Below are 25596 nucleotides of genomic sequence, written 5' to 3' on the forward strand. Positions count from 1 at the left end.
AAGAGCGGCTCGAGCACCGGGTTGCCGGTCTGGGCGCGCGTGCCCATCCTGGCGAGCCGCGCGCGCATGCTGCGCGCGGAGGGGGGCTGCTGGTCGGAGCCGGCCGTGGCCGCTTCGGGCGCGCGGACACGCGTCGGCGGGCCCGTGCGTTCCTCGGTCACCTGGTGAGTCTAGTCCGGCTCACACGACCATCAGTGCGGTCAGCGGAAGCCCGCCGATCGCGGCCCGGCCGGGAAGGAACGAGAGCTCCATCAGCATGGCCGCCGCAGTGGCCGATCCGCCGCACCGCTCGATGAGCTGCACGGTCGCCGCAACCGTCCCGCCGGTGGCCAGCACGTCGTCGATGACCAGCACCCGGTCACCCGCGGCGATGGCGTCCTCGTGGAGCTCCAGCGTCGCCTCGCCGTACTCAAGGGCGTAGGAGACGCCGTGCGTGGCCCGCGGGAGCTTGCCGGCCTTGCGCACCGGCACGAAGCCGACGCCCAGCGCCATCGCGACGGGGGCGGCGAAGATGAAGCCGCGCGCCTCCATGCCGACCACCTTGTCGACCACCACGGCACCATCGGCGTCACGGCCGGCCGCTGCCAGGGCGGCGACCACCGCCGCGAAACCGGAGGGGTCCGCGAGCAGCGGCGTGATGTCCTTGAAGACGATGCCGGGCTCGGGGAAGTCCGCGACGTCGACCACCAGGCGGGCGAGCGCCTCCCGGGCCTCGTCACTCACCGGAGCACTCACCGGCTGGGCTCACTTCTTGCCGCGCTTGGACTTCGTCTGTCGCACGGGCTGGACCCGACCTGACGCGTTGCTCTGCTTGACCGGGCCGCGAACAGCCGGCGCCACGCGACCGCGGTCGCTGGCCTCGGGCTGCCGTGGCGGGGCCACGGCGGCCCGGCTGACCGGGCGGTCCTGCTCGTCGTCCTCGTCGTCCTCGTCGTCGGGTCCGGCCGCGACCGGCATGTCCTCGACGAACGCCGGGACGGAGGCGTAGCGATCGGCCTGCGCCTTGGCGCGGGCCTTGGCGCGGCGCTCCTGGAGGACGATCTCGCTCTCGCCGGACTTGAGGTGCACGAGCACCCGCGGGGCGAGGAAGATCGAGGAGTAGACGCCGACCGCCATCCCGACGAACTGCGCGAGCGCGAGGTCCTGCAGCGAGCTCGCGCCGAGCTGGACGGCGCTGACGTAGAGGATCGCGCCGATCGGGATGAGTGCCACGATGCCGGTGTTGACCGAGCGGACCAGGGTCTGGTTGACGGCGAGGTTGGCCGCGTCGCTGTAGGACTGGCCGCTCTGGAGACGCTCGTGGGTGTTCTCCCGGACCTTGTCGAAGACGACGACGGTGTCGTAGAGGGAGAAGCCCAGGATCGCGAGCAGACCCGTCACGGCCGACGGCGTGACCTGGAAGCCGGAAAGGGCATAGATCCCGATGGTGATCATGATGTCGTGCGCCAGGGCGACGAACGCGGCGACCGACATCTTCCACTCGCGGAAGTAGACCCAGATGAAGAGCATGACCAGCACCAGGAAGACCAGCACACCGATCCCGGCCCGCTGGGCGACCTCCTGGCCCCAGCTCGCCCCGATCTCGTCCTGCGAGAGGTCGGCCACGTCGAAGTCGACGACCGTCTGCATGGCCGCGACGACCTGGTCGCTCTCGGCCTGGTCGAGGTCCTCGACCTGCAGGATGATCGAGTCGTCGCCCGCGGTGGTGGCGGTCGGGGACGCGGCGCCCTCGACGCCGGTGCCGGCGACGGCCTCGCGGAGCGCGTCAGCGGTGTCCTGCGTGGCCAGCGACGTGCTCACGGGCACGCGGTACTGCGTGCCGCCGGTGAACTCGATGCCGAAGTTGAGCGGCTTGATGAAGACGATCGCGATGGCGGCCAGGACCAGGAACCCCGAGATGGAGTACCACAGCGCCTTGCGCCCGACGAAGTCGATCGTGCGTCGGCCCGCGTAGAGCTCGTTGCCGATCCGTGAGAACTTGCCCATCAGGCTCTCCCCTCCACGCGGACGTCCATGCCCAGGGTCTCGGTGCTGAGGCCGGAGAACCGACCACCGCCGTTGAAGAAGCGGAACTGTCCCAGCCACGACACCAACGGCTTGGTGAACCAGAAGAGCACCGCGAGGTCGATCAGGGTGGACAGGCCGAGCGCGAAGCCGAAGCCCTTGACCGCACCCGTTGCGAAGAAGTAGAGCACGAACGCCGACAGCAGCGAGACCACGTTGGCGGCCAGACGGGTGACCTTGGCCCGCTTCCATCCGCTCTCGACAGCGACGCGCATGGTCTTGCCCTCACGCATCTCGTCACGGATGCGCTCGAAGAAGATGATGAAGGAGTCGGCCGTGATGCCGACCGCGATGATCAGGCCGGCGATGCCAGGCAGGGTCAGCGTGAAACCGGCCGAGACGCCGAGCAGCAGCACCATCGAGTAGGTGATCACGGCAGCGATCGCGAGCGAGCCCAGCACCACCAGGCCGAGGCCGCGGTAGTAGAGCAGGCAGTAGAGCATCACGAGCCCGAGACCGAAGCCGCCGGCGACGAGACCGGCCTGCAGCTGGTTGCCAGCGAGCGAGGGACCGATGGTCTCGACCGTGACATCGTCCTGGAAGGCGATCGGCAGGGCGCCGAACTTCAGGCTCGTGGCGAGGCTGTTGGCCGACTCCTCGTTGAAGTTGCCGCTGATCTCGGCCTGGCCGTTGGGGATCCGGCCGTTCATCGTCGGGGCCGAGATGACCTGCCCGTCGAGGACGATCGCGAACTGCTGGCCCGTGGACACGAGCGTGTTGGACACCTTCGAGAACACGTCCTCACCGACACCACCGATGTCGATGTTGACGACCCAGTTGACCTCGTTCTGCGGGATGCCGGCCGAGGCGGAGTCGAGGTCGGTGCCCTCGATGACGCTCTTGGAGAGCAGGTACTTGACGACCTGGCCGTTCTCGTCGGGCTGCTCGCAGGTGATGAGCGGCTTGTTGGGGTCGTCGACGACGACCGGCGGCGAGCCGTCGGTCGGGCACTGGAAGGCGTTGAAGGCGTCGATGGAGGCCTGGTCGGGGTTGTTCATCCAGGCGAGCTCCTCGTCGAGGCGCTCCGCCTCGAGCTCGGGGTCACCCTGGGGCACGACGGCCGCGGACTCGGTCGGCGAGGGCGACGACGAGCCGGACGGCTCGGTGCTCGCGGACTCGCTGGGGGCGTCGGTGGGGGCGTCGCTGGGGGAAGCGCCCTCGGTCGGCGTCGGGGACGTGGTCTCGCCCGACTTCGTCAGGTAGCCGAGGGGCGGGCGGTTGGCCGTGCCGGTGCCGTTGCCGGCCCCGTTTCCGGCCCCGGTGCCCGCTCCGCCGGTCGCCCCGCCCGTGGCACCCTCCTGCGGGATGAACTGGTTGGGGTCGAACTGCTGGTTGGGGTCGACCGTGCCGGTGCCGCAGGGCGCGAAGTCGGAGCACGCGACCAGGCGGAAGCGCAGCTGCGCCTGGCGCTGGACGGTGTCGATCAGGTCGCGGCGACTGTCACCGGGGATCTCGGCGACGATGAAGCGGCCGCTCTGCGTGGTGACCTCGGCCTCGACGACGCCGGAGCCGTTGACGCGCTGGTCGATGATCTTGCGTGCCTCGTCGAGGCTGCCCGAGCTGGGGCTGCCGACTGCGGTCAGCGTGATGCGGGTGCCGCCCTGGAGGTCGAGGCCGAGCTCGGGCTTCCAGGTCCCGGAGAGGGCCACCAGCCCGTAGGAGATGGCCACGCCCATGAGGAACACCAGCAGGGTGCGCCCGGGGCGGGCGGTCTTGCGTGCCATGTCAGTTCTCCTCCGGCTCGGTCTCGCCGAGCTGCGGTTGTACGACGGTGCCGACGGCGCCACGGGCGACGTGGATGACCACGCCCGGAGCGATCTCGACTCCCACGCGGTCGTCGTTCAGCTCGCGCAGCGTGCCGAACACACCGGAGGTGAGCATGACCTCGTCCCCCACGGACAACGCGCCCTGCATGCGCGAGAGTTCCCGCGAGCGTCGGGAGGCCGGTCGGATGACCAGGAGCCAGAAGAGGAGGGCGATGCCGACGAGCGGCAAGAGCTGGACAAGCTCTGGGGGCACAACATGACCTTCCACGTGACTGATGGGGGGCGCGACGCACACCCCGAGGGGGGTAGACCGACCGCGACGGGAGAGTCTAACCGCGAGGGTCCGTCGTGCGACGAATCAGTCCTCGAACAGCGTGGCTTCGGCGTCCGTCGCCAGGCTCGACTCGGGCGGCACCAGGCCGAGGTGGCGCCATGCACCGGCGGTCGCCACCCGCCCACGGGGGGTGCGGGCGAGGAAGCCGTTGCGCACGAGGAAGGGCTCGGCGACCTCCTCGACGGTCTCGCGCTCCTCACCGACGGCCACGGCGAGGGTGGAGATGCCGACCGGTCCCCCACCGAAGCGGCGGCACAGCACGTCGAGGACGGCGCGGTCGAGGCGGTCGAGGCCGAGCTCGTCGACCTCGTAGAGCTCGAGGGCAGCCTGGGCGATGTCACGGCTGACCACGCCATCGGCCCGCACCTGGGCGAAGTCGCGGACCCGGCGCAGGAGCCGGTTGGCGATGCGGGGGGTGCCACGGGAGCGCGAGGCGATCTCGGCGGAGCCCTCCTCGGTCAGCTCGACGCCGAGCAGCCCGGCCGAGCGGTGCACGATCCGGTCGAGCTCGTGGGCCTCGTAGAACTCGAGGTGGGCGGTGAACCCGAAGCGGTCGCGCAGCGGCCCGGGCAGCAGCCCGGCACGGGTGGTCGCCCCGACGAGCGTGAACGGCGGGATCTCCAGCGGGATGGCCGTAGCACCGGGTCCCTTGCCGATGATCACGTCGACCCGGAAGTCCTCCATGGCCATGTAGAGCATCTCCTCGGCCGGGCGGGACATGCGGTGGATCTCGTCGACGAACAGCACGTCGCCGTCGTTCATGCCGGACAGGATCGCGGCGAGGTCGCCCGCGTGGGTGATCGCCGGACCGCTCGTGAGGCGCAGGGGCGTCGACATCTCGTGGGCGATGATCATCGCCAGCGTCGTCTTGCCCAGACCCGGCGGCCCGGAGAGCAGGACGTGGTCGGGTGCCCGTCCTCGGCGCCGGGCGGCCTCGAGGACCAGGCCGAGCTGCTCGCGCACCCGGGTCTGCCCGACGACCTCGTCGAGGGAGCGTGGGCGCAGCGCGGCCTCGATGGCGCGCTCGTCCCCCTCGGCCTCCGCGTCGGTCAGCGAGCGCAGGTGCTGCTCCTCGACCATGTCCAGGTCGTCCTCGTGCACCGGCTCAGGCCTTGCTCAGCGAGCGGAGGGCAGCGCGCAGCAGCGCACCCACATCGGGGCTGTCGCCGGCCTGGGGCGCCACGCTCTCGACGGCGTTGTCGGCGTCCTTGGTCGACCAGCCGAGCCCGAGCAGGCCCTGGGTGACCTGGTCGCGCCACACCGGGATCGCCGAGACGGGGGCGTTGCTGCGCCCACCGACGGGCAGGCCGATGCGGTCCTTGAGCTCCAAGATGATGCGCTGGGCGCCCTTCTGGCCGATGCCGGGGACCCGGGTGAGGGTCTTGACGTCGTCGGAGGCCACAGCCCGGCGCAGGTCGTCGGGGCTCAGCACCGCGAGCATCGCCTGGGCGAGCTTGGGACCGACGCCGGAGGCGGTCTGCACCAGCTCGAAGGCGGCCTTCTCGTCGTCGTCCACGAAGCCGAAGAGGGTCAGCGAGTCCTCGCGCACGACCATGCTGGTGGGCAGGGTCGCGAGGTGACCCGGTCGCAGCGTCGCGAGCGTGCCGGGGGTGCACAACAGCTCGAGGCCGACTCCCCCGACCTCGAGGACAGCACTGGTGAGGGTCAGCGCGGCGACCTCGCCACGCACGAACGCGATCATGCTCTGCTCCTGGAGTCGGTGCGGGCGGACGTCGTACGACGCGAGGCCGCGAGCGCCGCGTCGATGCGGGCCTGCGCGCCACCGCGCCAGATGTGGGTGATCGCCAACGCGAGGGCGTCGGCGGCGTCGGCCGGCTTGGGGGGCGCATCGAGGCGCAGGATCCGCGTCACCATGGCACCGACCTGGGCCTTGTCGGCGCGACCGTTGCCGGAGACGGCCGCCTTGACCTCGCTGGGCGTGTGCAGGGCGACCGGCAGTCCGCGGCGGGCCGCGCACACCAGAGCGATGCCGCTGGCCTGTGCGGTGCCCATGATCGTGCTGACGTCGGAGCGGGCGAAGACCCGCTCCACAGCCACCGCATCGGGCTGGTGCTCATCGAGCCAGGCGTCGATGCCGCGCTCGATCGTGACCAGCCGCTCGGCGATCGGGAGGGTGCTGGTGGTGCGGATGACGTTGACGTCGATGAGGGTCAGCGGACGACCCACCATGCCCTCGACGACGCCCATGCCCATGCGGGTCAGTCCGGGGTCGATCCCCAGCACGCGCATCAAGCCGGTCATGGCAACGCCTCTCGTCCGAACACCTGTTCGGAGGTCCACGCTATCCGGCCTGCGGGACCCGCAGGCCCGCGACACGCCCGGTCAGTCGTCGAGCTCGGCCATGACCTCGTCGGAGACGTCGAAGTTGGCGAAGATGTTCTGCACGTCGTCGAGGTCCTCCAGCACGTCGACCAGGCGAAACATCTTGCCGGCGGCCTGGGCGTCGAGCTCGACCTGCATGTCCGGCACGAAGGAGGCGTCGGCGGAGTCGTAGTCGATGCCCGCCGCCTGGAGCGCGGTGCGCACGCCGACCAGGTCGGTGGCCTCCGAGATCAGCTCGAAGGCCTCCCCGAGGTCGTTGACGTCGTCGGCGCCGGCCTCGAGGGTCGCCTCGAGCAGGTCGTCCTCGCTGATCTCCTTGCCCTCCTGCGACCGCGGCACCACGACGACGCCCTTGCGGTTGAAGAGGAACGAGACCGAGCCGGGGTCGGCCAGCGAGCCGCCGTTGCGGCTCATCGCGGTCCGGACCTCCATGGCGGCACGGTTCTTGTTGTCCGTGAGGCACTCGATGAGCATCGCGACACCGGAGGGGCCGTAGCCCTCGTACATGATCGTCTGGTAGTCGGCGCCACCCGTCTCCGCACCGGAGCCGCGCTTGACCGCGCGGTCGATGTTGTCGTTGGGGACCGAGGACTTCTTGGCCTTCTGGATGGCGTCGTAGAGCGTCGGGTTGCCCGTGATGTCACCGCCGCCCATGCGGGCCGCGACCTCGATGTTCTTGATGAGCTTGGCGAACATCTTGCCGCGCTTGGCGTCGACGATCGCCTTCTTGTGCTTGGTGGTCGCCCATTTGGAGTGGCCAGACATGCGTCCCTCTTCTTCTTCGACTCAGGAGGTGCTGTTCGTGGTGGTGCCGGCAGTGTGGTCGCGCACGAGGTCGACGAAGAGCTGGTGGATCCGCGTGTCGCCACCGACCTCCGGGTGGAACGACGTCGCCATCAGTGGCCCCTGCCGGACCGCGACGATCCTACTCGCGCCCTCGGCCACCTCGACCTGCCCGAGGACCTCGACGCCCGGTCCGACCGACTCGACCCAGGGTGCGCGGATGAAGACGGCGTGCACCGGTCCGTCGACACCGCTGATGGAGAGCTCCCCCTCGAAGGAGTCGACCTGGCGACCGAAGGCGTTGCGCCGCACGGTGATGTCGAGCCCTCCGAGGGTCTCCTGGCCGACCGCGCCGTCCTCGATGCGGTCCGCGAGCAGGATCATGCCCGCACAGGTCCCGAAGGTCGGCATGCCGCGCTTGATCCGGTCACGCAGAGGGTCCAGCAGCTCAAAGGTGCGCGCCAGCTTGGCCATCGTGGTCGACTCGCCGCCGGGGACGACGAGCCCGTCGACGGCGTCGAGCTCGGCCGGCCGACGCACGCCGATCGCCTCGACGCCGAGCGACTCGAGCATCCGCAGGTGCTCGCGCACGTCGCCCTGGAGGGCGAAGACGCCGATGGTGGGTGCGGTCACCCCCCTAGTTTAGGAGCGCCCCTCGGCGGCCCGACGCACGGCATCCAGACGCCGTTGCCACGGGTCGACCGGCTCGGTCACCGCCCCGGCGTTGGTCAACCGGAGCAGCGCCCCGTCCTCGGCGGTGGGCCATTGCTCGGCACCGACGTGGGCGGGGTCTCCGGTGGTGACGAACGACGCCCAGTAGTCGCTGACGACGTCGGCCATCCCGGGTGCGTCCTGCTCCGCCCCCAGGGGCAGCACCCCGTCGAAGACGTAGGGCAGCTCGCTGGCGTGGGGCGCTCCCCCGACCCGGGCGAACGCCTCCGGGGTGACGACCTCGAAGCGGTAGCGCCACGTCGGCGCGCGAGCAGCATGCGACTCGGCGAGGAACCTGGCAGGCTCGGTGAAGACGGCGTCGGCCATCAGGTGCCGTCGTACGGCGTCGGGGGTGGTGTAGGCGCGCACCAGGCTCCGCTCGCCGGCGGCGCTCAGGAGCGCGCGGGCGTCGTCGGCGAGGCCCAGCGGCTCGAGGAGGTCGGCCTCGAGGTCGAGGTCGGTGCTGCCGACGAGGTAGGGCACGGCCTGCTCCTCGGCTGCCTCGAAGACCTCCGCCACCGGCGCGGTCACGAGGGCGCCGTCGACGACCGGCACCTGGCCGGCGAAGACGTCGAGGCGCCACCTCATGACCGCGGTCGCGTCGAGCGAGCGCAGCGCCACGGCGTCGAGGGCACCGGCCTCCGTGGCCAGACGTCGACCCTCGGCGGTCGCCGTGGCGAGGCTCTGCGTCGGCTCGCGTCCCAGGCCCGACTGGGAGATCGCCTGGGCGAACAGGCCGTCGGTCATCGGCGACGCCATCAGGGTGTTGACCGAGAGCCCTCCGGCGGAACCCCCGCCCACGGTCACGCGGTCGGGGTCGCCGCCGAAGTCGGCGATGTTGTCCTGGACCCACTCCAGCGCGGCCACCTGGTCGAGCAGCCCGGCGTTGGCGGACTCGGGCTCGAGGGCGGGGTGGGCGAGGAACCCCAGGCGGCCGAGCCGGTAGTTGAGCGTGACCAGCACGACGCCACGGCGGACGAACGCCGCGCCGTCGGCGGCCTCGGTGCGCCCCGAGCCCATGACGAACCCACCTCCGTGGATCCACACCAGCACCGGCAGGTCCCCGTCCGCCTCCACGGGCCGCTCGACGTTGAGGAAGAGGCAGTCCTCGCTGGAGGGATGCGTGGTGGTGGAGGGGGCGTGCAGGCAGTCCGCGCCGAAGTCGGTCGCGGCCCGCACCCCGGCCCACGGCACTGCCGCCTGCGGCGCCCGCCAGCGCAGGTCGCCCACGGGCGGTGCGGCGTAGGGGATGCCGCGCCACGACCGCACGCTCTCGTGGTCGAGCCCCTCGAGGAGGCCGGCCCCGGTCTCGACGACCAGCGCGGACCCGCCCGGCCGAGGGGTCGGCTGCACGGGTTCGTCGAGCAGGCTGCAGCCCGTGAGCGCGAGCATGGCCGCAGCTGCGGCGAGCACCCCTCGTCGACGTCCCACGCGGTGAACCTAGTCGGGGGTGGGGTGGTGGGGGGCGGTTCTGGGTGGGTGCCGCTTCATCAAGGTATGCAGACGAAGCGCCACCTCCCACGGTCGAGCGGACGGCCGGCGGGTCACTTCCCACGGCGACACGCCACTCACCACGGGGTGCACGCCGTGGGGAGTGGCGTGTCGTCGACGTACCTTGATGGAGCGGGCGCCCGGGCAGAGGGGTGACGTCGCGGCGTGCTGCGTAGACCCGGCGGCTCCCTCACACGCAGCTGATCGAGCCCAGCACCGGGACGAGCACCAGGACGACGGAGATCCGGATCTGCTGGTTGGCGAGGAGCGTCCCCGACCCGCGCCAGGACGTGGCCGATGAGAGGTAGGAGCGGATCTCGACCTTGAAGTCGTAGGTGCCCAGGGCGAGCCCGCCGAAGCCGAAGTCCGCCGTCGCGGTGTAGGTCGTCGAGACCGCGGAGCCCGTGACCTGCCGCGTGGAGACGACGGAGTTGTCGGCTCGTCTCAGCACCACCTCGTAGTCGTAGAGACTGCTCTTCTCCGGCCAGGTGATCGTCGCGCTCGGGCTCGAGATGGAGCACGTCGTGCTGTCAGGTGCCGCGACCGTGTGCGCGGCAAGGCCGGTCCCCGAGACGACCACGCCATCGGTCCACGGAGCCGCCGACACAGGAGACGGCAACAACGCCGCAGCGCCGACGACCGCCATCGCGAGCACCCGGGACGCGTGTCGACCGGCGGAGGCCGGTGCGGCCCGGCGCCTCGCACGCGTCGGTGGTGGACGTGGCGGGGACGGCGGGCTGTCAGCGCGGCCGCGGAGGAGCACGGAGGCCAGGAACGCGCCGTAGACGCCGAGCAGCAGCGTGCCGAGCCGCCCCGACATCCAGCCGATCACGTAGCCGAGCCACGGCACGCTGGCGATCAGCCGGTCAGCCTCGCTGACGGTGTGGACCTCACGGTCCGCCGAGCGGTTGGCGTCGCCGCGCAGGGTCAGCTGCCGCTGCTCCCCCTGGGAGGAGAGGCTCACGACCCGGTGGGTGACCCGCGTGCCGCCGGTGTCCACGACGGACACGACGTCCCCGACCCGCAGGTCGGCGGCGGGGACGGAGCGGACCAGAGCCAGGGCGCCGGTGTCGATGGCCGGCGCCATGGAGCCGGACCGGAAGACGAGGGGACGCACGTCGAGCACGAGGCCGCCCAGCACCACGAGCAGCCCGAGCGAGCCCAGTAGTGCGCCGACCGTCAGCACCAGCTCGCGGACCCCGCGCGCCAGCCGGGGACTCACGAGACGTCCGAGGTGCCGGTGACGGTGAACGTCGCGTTGGTCGTCTTCCCCTGCAGGCTGGTCGGGGCAGCGCCGTCGAAGGTGACCTGGAAGCAGAGGGTCTGCGTGCCCGCGGCCACCAACGGGCCCTGGCGCGTCGACACGAGCGCGGTCGACGGGGTGGCGGTCAGCGCGACCGCGTTGACGAGGGTGCTGCCGCCGGTGCAGGTGGCGCTGTTGCCGCTGCCCGACCTGGTGCCTCCGGCCGACACGGTCAGCTTCAACGAGCCGGCGGTGTTGAAGGCTGCTGCGTCACCGCCGGTCAGCCCCCCGACCATCGTCCACTTCAGCGGCGCGGTCCCGTTGTTCTTGAGCGTGAGCACCTCGGCCGAGGTGTTGCCGGGGACCATCACCGACATCCCGAGCGTCGTGGTGCTCACCGAGACGTCGGTGTTGTTGACCTGGAGGTCGAGGGTCCCGGCGGTGAACGTGGTCCCGGCGATGACGACGTCGTCGGTCCAGAAGGCGAAGGTGCCCGTCGTCCCGAGGACGCCGACCAGCCCGAGCCCGAGCAGCGCCCGCAGGCGCGCGGACCCCGACGACGCCGTACGACGGGGCGCGCGGCCGGGCCGGGGGGCGCGGCGGGCCGCGTGGCTAGACATGGACGCCCCGCCGATCCGGAGCGACCGGACCAGCCGGAGCAGCCGGAGCAGCCGGACCAGCCGGACCAGCCGGACCAGCGGCGTCGACCCGGGCAGCAGGTGGCGCCACACGCCCCCGTCGCGCACGCCACGCACCGAGCAGCTGGAACGCGGCATAACCCAGGAGCCCGAGCCCGACCAGCCGGGCGCCCTGGTTGCGCTGGGCGACCGAGAGCAGGTTGCTGACCCGACCGATGTGCGGCACGTCGTACCAGACCTCACCGCGGAGCTGGACCGGTCGCACCCAGAGCTCGTCGGCGGCCCCGTTGGCGTCGCCGCGCGTGCGCAGCACCACCTCACCACCGGCTCCGACACCCTTCCCGACCACACGGTGGGTGACGACCACGGGCTCGCCCGAGCGCACCTGGTAGGTCACGACGTCCCCCGTCCGCACGTCGGAGGCGTCGACCGGCCGGACGACGACCAGCGTGCCCGGGGGCAGGTGGGGGGCCATGGAGCCGGTCAGCACGACATAGGGCGTCGCGCCGGCGACCCGGGGCACCACGACCGTGAGCACGACGAGGCCGACGCCCAGGAGGATGACGGTCCAGGCGAGCACGCGACGCAGCCGCCGACGACCCGCGCGCTGCGGGGCCGCCTCGTGCTGCGGTGCGTGCCTCATGTCAGGTCCTCGTCCGGTCAGGCCTCAGCTCAGGGGTGGTTGTCGGTCTGGGTGAGCGTGACCGCGATGTTCTCGAGGTTCACCGTCAGGTCCTGGGAGTCGTTGTCCTCGACGCCGTAGGGGAAGTCCGCGGTGAAGACCGCCGTGAGCGTGTAGGTGCCGTCGTAGAACGTCTCGGGAACACCGGCGGCGACAGGTTCAGCCACCACCGGGGGAAGCCCGACCGGTGCACCGTCGAGGGTGAACGTCGTGTCGAGGACCAGCTCGTCCTCGAGACCGTTGTCGTCGAGGGTGAGCAGGTCCTGGTCAACGTCGAGCGTGGCCTCGAAGTGGTCGCCCTCGGCGACGATGTCGTAGGTGCAGGTGCGAGTCAGCGTGTCTCCCGGCACGATCTCCCGGGCACCGAGGAGCCCACCCGCGCCGCCGTCGCCGTCCAACGTCCAGTCGGGGCAGGCGTCGACGGCGATGTCGAGGCCGCCTGAGGTGAGGTCGGGCGTGGTGATCGTGTCGCCGTCGGTCCAGAACGCGAGCGTCCCGGCACCCCCGGTCAGCAGGGCGACCGCAGCGGCCGCTGCCAGTGCACCCTTCGTGGTCTTGTGCATGGTCCCTCCCAGGATCGTCGAGGCACGTGGTCCCCCCTCGCCCTCCCCTGGGACAACGGCAGCTGCGCGCGTCACATGAGGGATTTCGGCCCCGAAATCGCCAGCACCCCGTGGTCACGGATGACCACGGGGTGCTGGCGGGACGAGCCCAGAAGAGCTACCAGCCGCGCTCGGCGAGGCGGTGGGGCTGCGGGATCTCGTCGACGTTGATGCCCACCATGGCCTCGCCCAGGCCGCGCGAGACCTTGGCGACGACGTCGGGGTCGTCGTAGAACGTGGTGGCCTTGACGATGGCCTCGGCACGCTCGGCGGGGTTGCCGGACTTGAAGATCCCCGAGCCCACGAAGACGCCCTCGGCGCCGAGCTGCATCATCATCGCCGCGTCGGCCGGGGTCGCGATGCCACCGGCGGTGAACAGCACGACCGGGAGCTTGCCGCGCTCGGCGACCTCGACGACCAGGTCGTAGGGGGCCTGCAGCTCCTTGGCCGCGACGTAGAGCTCGTCGTGCTCCATCGAGGACAGGCGGCGCAGCTCGGCACCGATGGTGCGCATGTGCATGACCGCGTTGGAGACGTCGCCCGTGCCGGCCTCGCCCTTGGAGCGGATCATCGCCGCGCCCTCGTTGATGCGACGCAGCGCCTCACCGAGGTTGGTCGCGCCGCACACGAAGGGTGCGGTGAACTTCCACTTGTCGATGTGGTTGGTGTAGTCGGCCGGGGTCAGCACCTCGGACTCGTCGATGTAGTCGACACCGAGGCTCTGGAGCACCTGGGCCTCGGCGAAGTGGCCGATGCGGGCCTTGGCCATGACCGGGATCGAGACGGCCTCGATGATCGAGTCGATCATGTCGGGGTCGCTCATCCGCGACACGCCGCCCTGGGCGCGGATGTCGGCCGGGACCCGCTCGAGGGCCATGACGGCGACCGCGCCGGCGTCCTCCGCGATCTTGGCCTGCTCGGCCGTGACGACGTCCATGATCACGCCGCCCTTGAGCATCTCGGCCATGCCTCGCTTCACGCGCGAGGTGCCGGTGGTGGAGCCGTTGTCAGCAGTGGAGGGTGAGGTCTCAGACATGCCTGAATTGTACGGCGGTCACGTAGCGGGAGCCGCTTCGGGACCGTCGTCGCCCGACCCCCCGGACTGGACCAGGGCATCCGCGGCCAAGGCCTGGCGGCGGACCTTCATCACCCGGAAGATCACGGTGTAGGTGTTGGCGAACGCGAGGACCCACAGCGTGAGGTACATCAGGATCGGCAGGTTGAGGATCGCGCCCAACCCGGTCATGACCAGGATCGCCACCAGCCGGTCGGCGCGCTCGGCCAGACCGCCCTTGGCGTCCATGCCCAGCGACTCGGCGCGAGCCCGCGAGTAGGAGGTCACGGACCCCATGACGAGGCAGTAGAGCGTGAGGCAGAGGTAGAGGTAGTAGTCGCCGGGACCGGCGAAGTAGAGCGCCAGGCCGCCGAAGATCGCGCCGTCGCCGATCCGGTCGAGCGTGGAGTCCCAGAACGCACCGAACTTCGAGCTGCGGCCCATCTGACGAGCCATCTGGCCGTCGACGAGGTCGCTGAAGACGAAAGCGGTGATCACCAGCACACCGATCAGCAGCTCGCCCATCGGGAAGAAGACCAGCGCGCCGGCCGAGACCCCGATCGTCCCCACGAACGTCACGGTGTCCGGGCTGATGCCCAGCCTGATGAAGAGGTTGACGAACGGCGCGAGCATGACGCCCTGCCAGAAACCCTTGAACCTGTCGAGCATGGTCGGAGGCTAGTCGCTGCCGGCCCCCGGGCCGCAACCCGGAGGCGTACAGTCACCGACAGGGGCCACTCAGGCAACCCATATCGAGAGATTCCCGCATGAGCGACAAGTCGCCGCGACAAGGAATGACGAAGAAGACCGGCAAGTCCATCAAGGAGAAGCGCGCCGAGAAGCGCGACTCGGCCAACGGCTCCGGGTCCGGCTCCATGGAGAAGCTCACCGAGAAGAAGCGCTGAGCACCCCGGTGCCACACCCGGGGCCGCTCCTGAGCCTGGGGGTGGTGGGGACCTCGGCGAAGGAGAACGAGCGTCGGCTCCCGCTCCACCCCGAGCACCTCGCGGGACTCGACGCCGACGTGCGCGCCCGCATCACCCTCGAGACCGGTTACGGCACCCGCTTCGGGTACGACGACCGCGAGCTCGCCGACGTCGTCGCCGGCTTCCTGCCACGCGACGAGCTGCTGGCCGGCTCCGACGTCGTGCTGCTGCCCAAGCCGCAGCTCGCCGACGTCGAGGCGCTGTCCCCCGGCCAGGTGCTGTGGGGCTGGCCGCACTGCGTCCAGGACACCGCGGTCACCCAAGCGGCGATCGACCGGCGCCTGACCCTCATCGCCTTCGAGGCGATGAACCACTGGACCCGTGACGGCTCGGTGGGCCTGCACGTCTTCCACAAGAACAACGAGCTCGCCGGCTACTGCTCGGTCCTGCAGGCCATGCAGCTGGCCGGGATCACCGGGGACTACGGACGACGGTTGAGCGCGATCGTCATCGGCTTCGGCGCGACGGCACGTGGCGCGGTCACGGCGCTCAACGCGCACGGCGTGCACGAGGTCGCGGTCCTGACGACGCGGCAGGTCACCGCGGTGGCCTCACCGATCCACTCGGTGCGGATCCGCACGATCGACCACGACGCCGACGGACTGGCCATGAGCGTGATCACCGAGCGCGGTCGCGAGCCGCTGGCGGCGTACCTCGCCGAGAACGACATCATCGTCAACTGCACCCTGCAGGACACGGCGGCACCGCTGACCTACCTGCAGACCACCGATCTCGAGGCGTTCCGCCGCGGCAGCCTCGTCGTGGACGTGTCCTGCGACCTCGGCATGGGCTTCGAGTGGGCCAGGCCCACGGGGTTCGACGAGCCGACGTTCCCGGTGGGCGAGCACGGCCAGGTCAGCTACTACGCCGTCGACCACAGCCCGTCCTACCTCTGGGGCTCGGCGACGTGGGACAACAGCTCGGCGACGGTGCCGTTCATCCGCACCGTGCTCGAGGGTCCGGCCGCGTGGGACGCCGACGAGACCATCCACCGCGCCATCGAGATCCGCGAGGGCGCGATCGTCAACCCGGCGATCCTCGCCTTCCAGGGACGTGAGTCGACCTCGCCGTACGAGCCGATCCTGGCCTGACCGCCGAGCCCGGCCCGATGTGGCAGGGTGCGCTCGTGAGGAAGCGCACGCCTGTCTCGGGCCACCACCTGTCCCTGCTCCGCGTCACCGCCGTCACCGCCGTCACCGCGCTCACCGCGGGACTGCTCGGGGGCTGCTCCGCCGAGCCGGACTCCGACGCCGCCCTCGACGCGGTCTCGGCGATCGCACCGCCCGGACCGGACTGGACCCCGGGCGGCGACGGCCTGCTCGACTTCGACGACGGGGCCGGGGCTCCCCGCAAGACGGGCGCCGGCGTGTGGGTGCCGGTCTCCCCCGCCGACGTCCCCGAGTCCTACGTCACGACCTGGTCGGCGCCGGTCCCCGACGGAGAGGACGCCACGTGGTGCGCCGAGGCCGCGGCCTGGCTCGTCGAGGTCGGCCCCGACCTGCCCGGTGAGCCGCTGGAGGCCTTCGAGGACCAGGAGCCACCCACCCTCGAGGCGGCCACCCAGGACTGCGGGGCGCGGCTCGCGCAGGTGCGTGAGGAGGCCACGGGCACCACCTCCACGACCACGTTCGGATCGTGGCCCAACACCGAGTCCGACGGCTACCAGTTCGGCCACTACCTCGAGGTCCGCGGTGAGGACGCCGAGGTCACGCTGATCGTGACGTTCGTGGCGCAGCCCGCCGCCGACTGAGGGACGTCAGCGGTCCCAGGCGTCTGCGAGCAGCGACCGGGTGTCGGTGAGGAGCTCGGGGAGCGTCTTGGTGCGACCGATGATCGGCATGAAGTTCTGGTCGCCGGTCCAACGGGGCACGACGTGCTGGTGCAGGTGGGCTGCGATGCCGGCGCCGGCGACGGCGCCCTGGTTCATCCCGATGTTGAAGCCGCCCGCGCCGGAGACCGAGCGGATGACGCGCATCGCCTGACGGGTGAGGTCGGCGATCTCGGCGGCCTCCTCGTCGGTGGTCTCGGCGTAGTCGGCGAGGTGGCGGTAGGGGCAGACCATCAGGTGCCCCGGCGCGTAGGGGTAGAGGTTGAGCACGGCGAAGGCGAGGCGCCCGCGACGCACGACCAGCCCCGCGGCGTCGTCCAGTGACGGGATCCGGCAGAAGGGGCACTCCCCCGACGTGGCGTCGGCCGGCTTGTTCTCACCGCGGATGTAGGCCAGCCGGTGTGGGGTCCAGAGCCGGTCGAGGTCGTCGGGCTCGCCGACGCCGTCCTGCTGCAGCCCGGGCACGGTCTCGTCACTCACGCCTGCGCCACCTCGGGTCCCTCGTCGGCCGACCCCGAGAGCCCGAAGAGCTCCTCGATCGGCAGGTCCGGGTCGAGGTCGAGGCCGAGACGTCGGGCGTGGCCGTCGAGCAGGTGCCACACCGAGCGGCTGAGGATGTCGGAGAGCTGGGCGGCCGAGGGCTCCCGCTGCTCGCGCGAGGCCCACCGTCGTACGGCGCCGAAGACCGCACCCACCAGGGCGTAGGCCAGCGGGTCGATGGCCGCCTTCTCCCCGTCGTCGAGCTGCACGTCGAGCATGGTCACGGCCGTCTCGAGGATCTCGACGAGCACGCCCGCGACCTGGTGGATGCCGTTCTGGAGCGGGCCGGGGCCGCCCGTGGAGTCGTACTCAGCGAGCCGGTGCAGGGCCGGGTGCTCGACGGCCCAGTCGACGTAGGTCGAGATGATCCGGTGGATGATCTCGTTGACCGTGCCGTCGAGGCTGACCTGCGGCACCAGCAGGGCGGTGACGTGCACCAGGATCTCGGCCTGGATCGCCCGGTCGAGGTCGGCGCGGTCGGAGAAGTGGCGGTAGACGACCGTGCGGTTGAGCCCGGCCTCGTCGGCGATCTGCTGGACGTGGAACTCCGCGCCAGGCTCGGCGGCCTCCACGACCGCGATCGCGGCGTCGAGGATCTGCTGGCGGCGCTGCTCGTTGTGCCGGTCCCAGCGCGCCTGACGTCCGTCCACCCTTGCGCCGACCACCCAGCTCAACTCCGCTTCTCGAACCACTCCTTGGCTGAAGGGTAACGGCGACGGGCCGGACGACGAGCACCCTGGCGCGCGACGCGCACCATCTCCTCGACGTCGACGATCTTGGCGCGGGCGCGACCGCGGCCGGCACCGCGGCGCCGCTCCTCCGCGTCGATGGCCTGCCAGCCCGCGACGTCGACCACGTCGGGGCAGCGTCCGCGCACGACCTCGGCGATGGACGCGCGCGTCCCGACCGGCGTCACGGTCGCGCCGGAGTCGAGGTCGTCGAGGATCCGGGTGACGGTCTCCTGGGCGCAGGTCTTGTTGGTCCCGATGAAGCCGCTGGGGCCGCGCTTGGCCCACCCGACGACGTAGACCCCCGGCCGCACGCGCCCCCGGTCGCTCGGCACCACGCCGGTCGCGGGGTCGTGGGGCAGGTCGGCGACGGGCTCGCCGCGGTAGCCCACCGAGCGCAGCACCAGGTTGGTCTCGAGGACCTGACGCTCCCCCGTGGGTACGGCGCGCAGCTCACCGTGGGCGTCGGGCTCGAGCCGGTTGGTCACGACCTCGACCCCGGTGACCCCGTGCTCGTCGCCGACGATGCGGGTGGGTGAGGTGAGGAAGCGCAGCTCGATCGTGGGCAGGCCGGGCCGCTGCGGGCGGGCCGCCAGCTCGGCGAGCAGTCGGCTCCGCTCGTCGCCGGCAACGGTGCCGGCTCCCGCGTCGGCCTCCTCGGGAGCCAGCCCGGTCACGGTCACGTTGACCCCGCGCAGCCCCACGAGCCCGATCAGCTCGGGCACGGTGAACGCGGCCTGGGCCGCACCACGGCGCCCGAGCACGACGACCTCGCGCACGCGGCTGCGGTGCAGGATCGACCACGGCACGGCGGCGATGTCGGTGCGCTCGAGCTCGGCGGGGTCGGCGGTGAGGATGCGGGCCACGTCGAGGGCGACGTTGCCGTTGCCGACGATCACCACGCGTCCCGAGGCCATGCGGTCGGGCCGGTCGAGACCGAGGTCGAGGTCCTGCTTGTCGGGGTGGCCGTTGTACCAGCCGACCACGTCGGTGGCGGAGACCGAGCCGGTGAGCTCCTCGCCCTCGATGCCGAGCGAGCGGTCCGAGGACGCGCCGACGGCGTAGACCACGCCGTCGTACTGAGCACTGAGCTCCTCCAGGCTGAGGTCGCGGCCGACCTCGACGCCGAGGAAGTAGCGGAAGCCGGGCTGCTGCTCGATCGCGCGGAAGAGCTGGTCGACCTGCTTGGTGTGCTGGTGGTCGGGGGCGACCCCGGCACGGACCAGACCGTAGGGCGTGGGCAGCCGGTCGTAGACGTCGACGCTGACCTCGGGGTGCTTCAGCAGCTCGTCGGCGGTGTAGAGACCGGCCGGCCCGGCGCCGACCACGGCGACCCGGAAGGGCCCGGGTCGGGTGAGCCGGCGCTGGGGCGGCACGATGGCGAGGGGCGCCCGACCGGTGTGTGGGAACACCTCGTAGTAGTCGGCGTTGAGCTTGAGGAAGGGCAGCTGCGCCTCGCTCAGCGCCGTGTGGGGCACGACCGCGTCGGCCGGGCACGCCGTCGCGCAGGCACCGCAGTCCACGCAGGAGTTGGCGTCGACGTACAACATCTCGGCCTCGGCGAAACCGGGCTCACCCGGCGCCGGGTGGATGCAGTTGACCGGGCAGGCGACGACGCACGAGGCGTCGGCGCAGCACGACTGCGTGACGACGTAGGGCACGGACTCAGGCCGCGGCCGAGGCCGGCTCGCTGCGGAAGCGCGAGGAGCGGCCGTCGATGCGCATGAGCGCCCACACGCGGCGCGAGACCGGGTTCATCATCCCGGTGTCCTCGGCCAGCATCCGCACGTCGCCGAAGAGGTCGCGCAGCATCTTGCGGGACTCGGGCAGGTCCCAGTAGATGTCCTTGACCACGCTGCGCGGGATGCCCATGTCCTTGCGGGCCTTCGCGGTGGGCTTGAGGATCTCGTCGCAGAGCCAGCGCATGATCAGCGGCACGGCGACCGAGAGGATCGCGCGGTCGACGCGACCGAGCTTGGGGGCCTGGTGCTCGAGGTACTGGTGGGCGAAGCCGATGTGGCGCGCCTCCTCCGCGACGTGGATCTGCATGATCCGCTGCAGCAGCGGGTGCATGTCGTCGCCGGCGCGCAGGACCGTCTTCTGCACGTGGTCGATCGGCTCCTCGCCGGCGAGGACGCCGAAGAAGAAGCCGAACGGCAGCCACTTGGCGGCCAGCGGGAGGAACGGCGCCAGGAAGCGGAAGAGCCGCGAGCCGCCGCCCACGTCCTGGCCCGACCGGTTGACGAACTCCTGGAACATCTGGGTGTGGTGGCACTCCTCGGTCGCCTCGTGCGTGGAGTAGCGGAACTCCGGCGAGCCGTTGGGCAGGTTGAAGGAGAAGTTCATCAACCCGGCGATGAGGATCTGCTCGAACTGCAGGCCCACCTTGCAGATCTGCGCCTGACGGTAGAGACCGATGCGGATCTGCTCGTCTCGCGGCAGCCCCCGATACCACGCGTGGCGCCCGAGCACGTCCGCCTCCGGGAGGATCCAACGCTCGTCGTGCGGGTCGATCGCGTAGGCCGGGTTGTCCCAGTCGATGTCGAGGAAGGCGTCGAAGTGCTGGTGCACCGACGCCTCCGACAGGGTCTGGAGCGTGTCCTGGTAGCTCTGCACAGCAGTCATGTGCGTTCACCTCTCACCGTTGGTTGGTCAACGGCAAGAGGTTAGTGCGACAGCGCGTCACATGTAAAGGGTTAGCGCGACATGGCGTCGCATTAATACCGGTGGAACCACCGTCCGAGGTCGGCGGAGATGCCCGGGCACGTGACGTTCTGGTCGCGACCGGCCTCGACCCACTGCCCCATCACCGCCTCCCCGCCCTGGATCACCCAGTCGGCCCCGCAGCGCCCCAGCGCCTCCTCCCGCGAGGTCTGCCCGGCCGCGCGCCACTCGGGCACCCCGAGGGCGAGGTCGCCGACGACGCCCTCCCACAGGTAGGGCGTGGAGTAGACGCCGATGTCGTAGCCCGCGTCGCGGTAGCCCCGCGCCAGCCCCTCGACCACCGCGCCGTTGGCGACCGGGTCGCTGCTCCACTCGAAGTCCGGCACGGGCTCCACGTCGATCCAGACGATCGGCGTCTCGAAGCCCGCGGTCTGCATCGAGGCGATGTTGAAGCGGGCCTGCTGGTAGCCGACGTTGCGCAGCGCACCCAGGCCGTCGGACCCGTCGTACGGGCCCTCGGTGGCGAAGCGTCGCAGCTCGGGCGCCTCGGGATAGCTCGCGACGGCGTAGGCCGAGACGAGCACGTCGTTCTCGCGCGCCCAGGCGACCTGCTCACCCAGGCAGGGGTTGGCGTAGAAGCCGGGGCCGTTGGTGAGCCCGATGACGACGTAGCGCGCCTCCGGTATCGGCAACGGCAGGCCGAGCGTGCGCTTCTGCGGGATGCCCATCCCGACGGGGCACTGCGGCCAGCTGATGTCGCCCCCGAGGACGGGACCGGACTCGGGCGCGATCTCCGGCAGGGGTACGGCGGTCGCGGCCTGCTCGGCGAGGTCGGCCAGCTCGTTGCGCGGCGTGGGCGACGGCTTCGGCACGGGCTTGCGCGAGGCCGGCTGCGGCGCGGGCGGCTCGCTCGCCGCGCTCGTCGCGGGGCCCTCGGCGTCCCCCGACCCTGCCGTGCCGCCGCACCCGGCCAGGACGGCCGCGCCCACCAGTGCGGCGAGGCTCAGCAGGGCCCGGCGCACGTCAGTCCTGGTCGACGAGACGTGCCGGGAAGCCGCCGGTCGCGACGGGCGACCAGCGCTCGGGCGTGACGCGGATCAGCGACTTGCCCTGGTCGCGCATCGCCTGGCGGTACTCGTCCCAGTCGGGGTGCTCCCCCGAGATGCTGCGGAAGTAGTCGACCAGCGGCTCGACGGCCGCGGGCATGTCGATGACCTCGCAGCTGCCCTCGACCTGCACCCAGGCGTCGTTGAACTCGTCCGAGAGCACCAGCACCGTCGCCTTGCCGGTGCGACGCGCGTTGGCTGCCTTGGCCCGCTCCGGGTAGGTGGAGATGACGATCCGACCCTCGTCGTCGACGCCACCGGTCACCGGCGAGGACTGCGGCTGGCCGTCCTTGCGCTCGGTGATGAGCACCATCTGGTGGCGGGGTCGGACGAACTCCAGCAGCTGCTCGAGCTCGACGTCGGTCGTGGTCGCGATAGTCCGTGCCATGCCCCCACCTCACCACACCGGTGGTGAGGTGGGGGCCGTTGGTCGAGCCCCGTCGCGACCTAGACCTGCTCGCGCGTCGCGACCGCTGCGGCGACCCGGGCGATGGCGTCGTCGATCGGCACGCCGTTCTCCTGGTGACCGTCGCGGTAGCGGAAGGAGACGGCTCCGGCCTCGATGTCGTCGGCGCCGGCGATGATCATGAACGGCACCTTCTGAAGCTGCGCGTTGCGGATCTTCTTCTGCATCCGGTCATCCGAGTCGTCGACCTCGACGCGCAGGCCCTGGGCCTTCATCCGGCGCGCCACGTCGTGGAGGTAGTCCGCGGCGAACTCGGCGACCGGGATCGCCTGCACCTGGACCGGCGCGAGCCAGGGGGGGAAAGCACCGGCGTAGTGCTCGACCAGCACGCCGAAGAACCGCTCGAGCGAGCCGAACTTCGCCGAGTGGATCATCACCGGCTGCTGGCGCGAGCCGTCGGAGGCGTTGAACTGCAGGTCGAAGCCCTTGGGCTGGTTGAAGTCGTACTGGATCGTCGACATCTGCCAGGTGCGCCCGATGGCGTCGCGACACTGCACGGAGATCTTGGGGCCGTAGAACGCCGCGCCGCCCGGGTCGGGCACGAGCTCGAGGCCGGACTCGATGGCCGCCTGCTCGAGCACCGACGTCGCGGTGGCCCAGTCCTCGTCGGAGCCGACGAACTTGTCGGGCTTGGAGTCGTCACGGGTCGACAGCTCGAGGTAGAAGTCGTCGAGCCCGAAGTCCTTGAGCAGCCCCAGCACGAAGTCGAGCAGGTGCTTGATCTCGGCCGGCGCCTGCTCGGGGGTGACGTAGGAGTGCGAGTCGTCCTGGGTCAACCCGCGCACGCGGGTCAGGCCGTGGATGACACCGGACTTCTCGTAGCGGTAGACCGAGCCGAACTCGAAGAACCGCAGCGGCAGCTCACGGTAGGACCGCCCGCGCGAGGAGAAGATCAGGTTGTGCATCGGGCAGTTCATGGCCTTGAGGTAGTAGTTGGCGCCCTCGAACTCCATCGGCGGGAACATGGTGTCCGCGTAGTAGGGCAGGTGCCCCGAGGTGTGGAACAGCCCCTCCTTGGAGATGTGGGGGGTCCCGACGTAGTCGAAGCCCTCCTCGATGTGGCGCTGGCGGACGTAGTCCTCCATGACCCGCTTGATGACGCCGCCCTTGGGGTGGAAGACCACCAGGCCGGAGCCGATCTCGTCGGGGAAGCTGAAGAGGTCGAGCTCGCGGCCGAGCTTGCGGTGGTCGCGACGCTCGGCCTCCTCGATGCGGTGCAGGTGCGCCTCGAGCTCCTCCTTGGAGGGCCACGCGGTGCCGTAGAGGCGCTGGAGCATCTTGTTCTTCTCGTCGCCGCGCCAGTAGGCCGCGGCGGAGCGCATCAGCTTGAAGGCCGGGATGCGCTTGGTGGTGGGCAGGTGCGGGCCGCGGCACAGGTCGCTCCACGCGACCTCGCCGTTGCGGCGCACGTTGTCGTAGATGGTGAGCTCGCCCGCGCCGACCTCGACACTCGCACCCTCGGCGGCACCCTCCGACGTGCCCGACCCCTTGAGCCCGATCAGCTCGATCTTGTAGGGCTCGTCCTGGAGCTCGGTGAGGGCGTCGCCGTCGGTGGTGACCCGTCGGGAGAAGCGCTGCCCCTCCTTGATGATCTTGCGCATCCGGGTCTCGATCTTCTCGAGGTCCGCAGGGGTGAAGGGGACCTCGACGTCGAAGTCGTAGTAGAAGCCGTTCTCCACCGGCGGTCCGATTCCGAGCTTGGCGTCGGGGAAGATCTCCTGGACGGCCTGGGCCATGACGTGCGCGGTCGAGTGGCGCAGGATGTCGAGCCCGTCCTGGCTGTCGATCGCGACCCCGGCGACCTCGTCGCCGTCGGCCAGCTCGTAGGACAGGTCGGAAAGCTGGTCACCGATCCGGGCAGCGATGATCTCCGGCTCACTGGCGAAGAGCTCCCAGGCCTTGGTGCCCGTCGTGGTGGTCCGCTCCTCACGCTCACCGGCGTGGATGCGGACGACCTTGATCTCGGACACGGTGGGACTCCCTTGGTTGCTGTGGCCGGGGTGGATGGCCCCGACCCGTCGATCGTATCGATCCCGGGCCATGGATTTTCCTGGGGCGTCCTTGCGCCTTGAGCGAGGCCGCTACCCGCCGCCGACCCGTGCCCTAGGGTCGGCGCGTGACCAAGACGTTCCTCCTCGGCGTGGGCTGCCAGAAGGGCGGGACGACCTGGCTCTACGACTACCTCATGGGGTCGCCGTCGTTCGCCCACGGCTATCGCAAGGAGTACCACGTCTTCGACGCCCTCGACCTCCCCTCGGAGCAGGGCGTGCGCAACCGGCTGCTCGCCAAGGCCCAGGCGGCGAGCGCCGACCCGTCGCCGGGTGACCGGTCGGCCGCGAGGGCGTCGCACCGGCTCAGCATGTACCTCGACCCCGAGCTCTACGTGGACTACTTCACCGGCCTGCTGCACCGCTCCCCCGAGACCCGCCTCGTCGCCGACATGACCCCGGCCTACGGGATGCTCTCGGCCGACCGCTTCCGCTCGATCCGCGACGGCTTCGCCGCGCGCGGCGTGCGGACGCTGCCGGTGTTCCTGATGCGCGACCCCGTCGAGCGGATCTGGTCGCAGGTGCGCATGCACGCCCGCTTGTACGACGAGCACGCGGCGGCCTCACAGGAGTCCGCCGCCTTCCTGCTCGAGCACCACGCCACGCCCGCCTATGCGCGGCGCACCCGCTACGACCAGACCCTCGCCACGCTCGACGAGGTCTTCGCGCCCGACGAGGTGTTCCACGGCTTCTACGAGCAGCTCTTCACCGAGGCGACGACCCGCCGGCTCTGCGAGCAGGCGGGCATCGACTTCGTGGCCCCCGACGTCGACAAGCGCGTCCATGCCTCCCCCACGACCGACGTCGTCCCGGAGAGCACCGTGCAGCTGGTCGCCGAGCACTACCGCGAGGTCTACGTCGCGGTGCAGCAGCGCTTCCCCGAGGTCGCGCTGCGTGACCTGTGGCCCAGCAGCCGCCACGTGCTGGCCCCGGACGCCTGAGGCTCGGTGGGGGACCGCGGGTCGGTCGGACCGGAACGCCTGCCGTCCGCGGTCCGGCCTGCTTCATCCCGTGCGCCAGCAAGCCGTCTGGGATCCCGCTGTCCGTTGTTGTCTGCGACGAGGGCGCGTGGCCCTCGCGGGCCACGGCCACGACGTCATCAAGGCGTTCATGGGATCTGCGACGCTCAGCTCACCACGCGATAGCGGGCCAGCATTCCCGCTGCAATGTGGTCATTCACGTGGCAGTGGAACAGCCACGTCCATTCTGTAGAGCGTGCTGAGACAACGAGATTCCACTTGCCGTTATAGCGGTTTGAGGAACCACCTCACTAGAGAAAGTGCTGCCTTAAAAACCTAGCAGGCAAAAGTTTGCATGTTGGAAGCACTTCGCTTCGCTCAGTGACCGGCTTCGCCGGTTGAAAGTTAAGAAGACACCCAAAAGAAGTAGTTACGTTAATTAATTTCTACTTCTAAGAATACAACGCGCCGCCGGAGGTGGTGCGTGCGTCCTACGGGACGCGAGGAGAAGTCCCAGAAGATTGTACTTCTTAAGGAAACACCAAATAAATGTCAGGAAT

At 70.7% G+C, this 25596-nt stretch carries 27 protein-coding genes and 1 pseudogene; 4 read left to right on the plus strand and 24 right to left on the minus strand.

Going from position 1 to position 25596, the window contains the following annotated elements:
* Positions 1 to 180: 180 nt before the first annotated feature.
* The 16 genes from RMN98_RS10575 to pgsA all read right to left on the minus strand — a co-directional run bounded on the left by RMN98_RS10575 (position 181) and on the right by pgsA (position 14380).
* The gene (locus tag RMN98_RS10575) at positions 181 to 723 is read right to left on the minus strand and encodes an adenine phosphoribosyltransferase (protein WP_309648778.1); all 543 of its coding nucleotides are present in this window, start codon (positions 721 to 723) and stop codon (positions 181 to 183) included.
* A gap of 21 nt (positions 724 to 744) precedes the next feature.
* The gene (gene secF, locus RMN98_RS10580) at positions 745 to 1986 is read right to left on the minus strand and encodes a protein translocase subunit SecF (protein WP_309648779.1); all 1242 of its coding nucleotides are present in this window, start codon (positions 1984 to 1986) and stop codon (positions 745 to 747) included.
* Positions 1986 to 3788, minus strand: coding sequence for a protein translocase subunit SecD (secD, locus tag RMN98_RS10585; RefSeq protein WP_309648780.1), 1803 nt, complete (start codon positions 3786 to 3788; stop codon positions 1986 to 1988). Before secD ends, secF begins: the two co-directional genes overlap by 1 nt.
* Before the next feature lies 1 nt (position 3789).
* A complete protein-coding gene (gene yajC, locus RMN98_RS10590; RefSeq protein ID WP_309648781.1) occupies positions 3790 to 4083 on the minus strand; it encodes a preprotein translocase subunit YajC in 294 nt (97 codons plus the stop codon).
* 105 nt (positions 4084 to 4188) lie between these two features.
* Positions 4189 to 5244 (minus strand): Holliday junction branch migration DNA helicase RuvB, encoded by a 1056-nt coding sequence (ruvB, locus tag RMN98_RS10595; RefSeq protein WP_309648802.1) that lies wholly within the window; start codon positions 5242 to 5244, stop codon positions 4189 to 4191.
* A gap of 25 nt (positions 5245 to 5269) precedes the next feature.
* A complete protein-coding gene (gene ruvA / locus RMN98_RS10600; protein WP_309648782.1) occupies positions 5270 to 5866 on the minus strand; it encodes a Holliday junction branch migration protein RuvA in 597 nt (198 codons plus the stop codon).
* Entirely contained in the window at positions 5863 to 6405 is a 543-nt protein-coding gene (ruvC, locus tag RMN98_RS10605; RefSeq protein WP_309648803.1) for a crossover junction endodeoxyribonuclease RuvC, read from the minus strand. The genes ruvA and ruvC overlap by 4 nt, the downstream gene beginning before the upstream one ends.
* A gap of 102 nt (positions 6406 to 6507) precedes the next feature.
* Positions 6508 to 7272: a YebC/PmpR family DNA-binding transcriptional regulator gene (locus RMN98_RS10610; protein WP_309648783.1), complete on the minus strand. Its 765-nt coding sequence runs from the start codon at positions 7270 to 7272 to the stop codon at positions 6508 to 6510.
* 21 nt (positions 7273 to 7293) lie between these two features.
* On the minus strand, positions 7294 to 7923 hold the full coding sequence (gene pdxT / locus RMN98_RS10615; protein ID WP_309648784.1) for a pyridoxal 5'-phosphate synthase glutaminase subunit PdxT: 630 nt from the start codon (positions 7921 to 7923) through the stop codon (positions 7294 to 7296).
* Positions 7924 to 7932: 9 nt separating this feature from the next.
* A complete protein-coding gene (locus RMN98_RS10620) occupies positions 7933 to 9432 on the minus strand; it encodes a carboxylesterase family protein (protein WP_309648785.1) in 1500 nt (499 codons plus the stop codon).
* A gap of 250 nt (positions 9433 to 9682) precedes the next feature.
* Positions 9683 to 10714, minus strand: coding sequence for a signal peptidase I (locus RMN98_RS10625; RefSeq protein WP_309648786.1), 1032 nt, complete (start codon positions 10712 to 10714; stop codon positions 9683 to 9685).
* Positions 10711 to 11355 (minus strand): TasA family protein, encoded by a 645-nt coding sequence (locus RMN98_RS10630; protein ID WP_309648787.1) that lies wholly within the window; start codon positions 11353 to 11355, stop codon positions 10711 to 10713. The genes RMN98_RS10625 and RMN98_RS10630 overlap by 4 nt, the downstream gene beginning before the upstream one ends.
* Complete coding sequence (locus RMN98_RS10635; RefSeq protein WP_309648788.1) at positions 11348 to 12016, minus strand: signal peptidase I; 669 nt, start codon at positions 12014 to 12016, stop codon at positions 11348 to 11350. Before RMN98_RS10635 ends, RMN98_RS10630 begins: the two co-directional genes overlap by 8 nt.
* Before the next feature lie 29 nt (positions 12017 to 12045).
* Positions 12046 to 12618, minus strand: coding sequence for an alternate-type signal peptide domain-containing protein (locus RMN98_RS10640; protein WP_309648789.1), 573 nt, complete (start codon positions 12616 to 12618; stop codon positions 12046 to 12048).
* A gap of 157 nt (positions 12619 to 12775) precedes the next feature.
* Positions 12776 to 13693, minus strand: coding sequence for a pyridoxal 5'-phosphate synthase lyase subunit PdxS (gene pdxS, locus RMN98_RS10645; protein WP_309648790.1), 918 nt, complete (start codon positions 13691 to 13693; stop codon positions 12776 to 12778).
* 18 nt (positions 13694 to 13711) lie between these two features.
* Positions 13712 to 14380: a phosphatidylinositol phosphate synthase gene (gene pgsA, locus RMN98_RS10650; protein ID WP_309648791.1), complete on the minus strand. Its 669-nt coding sequence runs from the start codon at positions 14378 to 14380 to the stop codon at positions 13712 to 13714.
* 98 nt (positions 14381 to 14478) lie between these two features.
* On the opposite strand from pgsA, the gene RMN98_RS10655 reads away from it, so the two are divergent.
* Genes RMN98_RS10655 through RMN98_RS10665 form a run of 3 tightly spaced genes read left to right on the plus strand, consistent with a single transcriptional unit; the run spans position 14479 to position 16447 of the window.
* Entirely contained in the window at positions 14479 to 14616 is a 138-nt protein-coding gene (locus RMN98_RS10655; RefSeq protein ID WP_309648792.1) for a hypothetical protein, read from the plus strand.
* A 44-nt stretch (positions 14617 to 14660) separates the two neighbouring features.
* Positions 14661 to 15788 (plus strand): N(5)-(carboxyethyl)ornithine synthase, encoded by a 1128-nt coding sequence (locus RMN98_RS10660; RefSeq protein ID WP_309648793.1) that lies wholly within the window; start codon positions 14661 to 14663, stop codon positions 15786 to 15788.
* Positions 15789 to 15823: 35 nt separating this feature from the next.
* Complete coding sequence (locus tag RMN98_RS10665; protein ID WP_309648794.1) at positions 15824 to 16447, plus strand: hypothetical protein; 624 nt, start codon at positions 15824 to 15826, stop codon at positions 16445 to 16447.
* 6 nt (positions 16448 to 16453) lie between these two features.
* Here RMN98_RS10665 and RMN98_RS10670 read toward each other — a convergent pair whose 3' ends face one another.
* From RMN98_RS10670 to thrS, 7 genes are all read right to left on the minus strand, one after another.
* Positions 16454 to 17005, minus strand: a complete 552-nt coding sequence (locus RMN98_RS10670; protein WP_309648795.1) for an HIT domain-containing protein — start codon at positions 17003 to 17005, stop codon at positions 16454 to 16456.
* Positions 17002 to 17715 carry a TetR/AcrR family transcriptional regulator gene (locus tag RMN98_RS10675; RefSeq protein ID WP_309648796.1) on the minus strand — a complete coding sequence of 238 codons (714 nt, stop codon included), beginning with the start codon at positions 17713 to 17715 and terminating at the stop codon, positions 17002 to 17004. The genes RMN98_RS10670 and RMN98_RS10675 overlap by 4 nt, the downstream gene beginning before the upstream one ends.
* A 20-nt stretch (positions 17716 to 17735) precedes the next feature.
* Complete coding sequence (locus RMN98_RS10680; protein ID WP_309648797.1) at positions 17736 to 19454, minus strand: FAD-dependent oxidoreductase; 1719 nt, start codon at positions 19452 to 19454, stop codon at positions 17736 to 17738.
* 4 nt (positions 19455 to 19458) lie between these two features.
* Entirely contained in the window at positions 19459 to 20418 is a 960-nt protein-coding gene (locus RMN98_RS10685) for a diiron oxygenase (RefSeq protein ID WP_309648798.1), read from the minus strand.
* 92 nt (positions 20419 to 20510) lie between these two features.
* Positions 20511 to 21479, minus strand: coding sequence for a hypothetical protein (locus RMN98_RS10690; protein ID WP_309648799.1), 969 nt, complete (start codon positions 21477 to 21479; stop codon positions 20511 to 20513).
* Position 21480: 1 nt separating this feature from the next.
* Positions 21481 to 21951, minus strand: coding sequence for a PPOX class F420-dependent oxidoreductase (locus tag RMN98_RS10695; protein ID WP_309648800.1), 471 nt, complete (start codon positions 21949 to 21951; stop codon positions 21481 to 21483).
* A 59-nt stretch (positions 21952 to 22010) separates the two neighbouring features.
* Positions 22011 to 23999, minus strand: coding sequence for a threonine--tRNA ligase (thrS, locus tag RMN98_RS10700; RefSeq protein WP_397209356.1), 1989 nt, complete (start codon positions 23997 to 23999; stop codon positions 22011 to 22013).
* Positions 24000 to 24145: 146 nt separating this feature from the next.
* Between thrS and RMN98_RS10705 the strand changes: the two genes are divergently transcribed.
* Positions 24146 to 25018: a sulfotransferase gene (locus RMN98_RS10705; protein WP_309648801.1), complete on the plus strand. Its 873-nt coding sequence runs from the start codon at positions 24146 to 24148 to the stop codon at positions 25016 to 25018.
* 185 nt (positions 25019 to 25203) lie between these two features.
* Here RMN98_RS10705 and RMN98_RS21040 read toward each other — a convergent pair.
* Positions 25204 to 25278, minus strand: a pseudogene (locus RMN98_RS21040) (multicopper oxidase domain-containing protein); the annotation flags it as partial.
* Positions 25279 to 25596 lie beyond the last annotated feature (318 nt).

It is taken from the genome of Nocardioides sp. (assembly GCF_031397825.1).
In the GTDB taxonomy this organism is placed as follows: Bacteria; Actinomycetota; Actinomycetes; order Propionibacteriales; family Nocardioidaceae; genus Nocardioides.

Excerpts from the sequence above, each read along its gene's own strand:
- secF (WP_309648779.1), bottom strand. The coding sequence starts at position 1,986 with ATGGGCAAGTTCTCACGGATCGGCAACGAGCTCTACGCGGGCCGACGC.
- secD (WP_309648780.1), bottom strand. The coding sequence starts at position 3,788 with ATGGCACGCAAGACCGCCCGCCCCGGGCGCACCCTGCTGGTGTTCCTC.
- ruvB (WP_309648802.1), bottom strand. The coding sequence starts at position 5,244 with ATGGTCGAGGAGCAGCACCTGCGCTCGCTGACCGACGCGGAGGCCGAG.
- ruvA (WP_309648782.1), bottom strand. The coding sequence starts at position 5,866 with ATGATCGCGTTCGTGCGTGGCGAGGTCGCCGCGCTGACCCTCACCAGT.
- RMN98_RS10610 (WP_309648783.1), bottom strand. The coding sequence starts at position 7,272 with ATGTCTGGCCACTCCAAATGGGCGACCACCAAGCACAAGAAGGCGATC.
- RMN98_RS10630 (WP_309648787.1), bottom strand. The coding sequence starts at position 11,355 with ATGTCTAGCCACGCGGCCCGCCGCGCCCCCCGGCCCGGCCGCGCGCCC.
- RMN98_RS10635 (WP_309648788.1), bottom strand. The coding sequence starts at position 12,016 with ATGAGGCACGCACCGCAGCACGAGGCGGCCCCGCAGCGCGCGGGTCGT.
- RMN98_RS10640 (WP_309648789.1), bottom strand. The coding sequence starts at position 12,618 with ATGCACAAGACCACGAAGGGTGCACTGGCAGCGGCCGCTGCGGTCGCC.
- pdxS (WP_309648790.1), bottom strand. The coding sequence starts at position 13,693 with ATGTCTGAGACCTCACCCTCCACTGCTGACAACGGCTCCACCACCGGC.
- pgsA (WP_309648791.1), bottom strand. The coding sequence starts at position 14,380 with ATGCTCGACAGGTTCAAGGGTTTCTGGCAGGGCGTCATGCTCGCGCCG.
- RMN98_RS10655 (WP_309648792.1), top strand. The coding sequence starts at position 14,479 with ATGAGCGACAAGTCGCCGCGACAAGGAATGACGAAGAAGACCGGCAAG.
- RMN98_RS10685 (WP_309648798.1), bottom strand. The coding sequence starts at position 20,418 with ATGACTGCTGTGCAGAGCTACCAGGACACGCTCCAGACCCTGTCGGAG.
- RMN98_RS10695 (WP_309648800.1), bottom strand. The coding sequence starts at position 21,951 with ATGGCACGGACTATCGCGACCACGACCGACGTCGAGCTCGAGCAGCTG.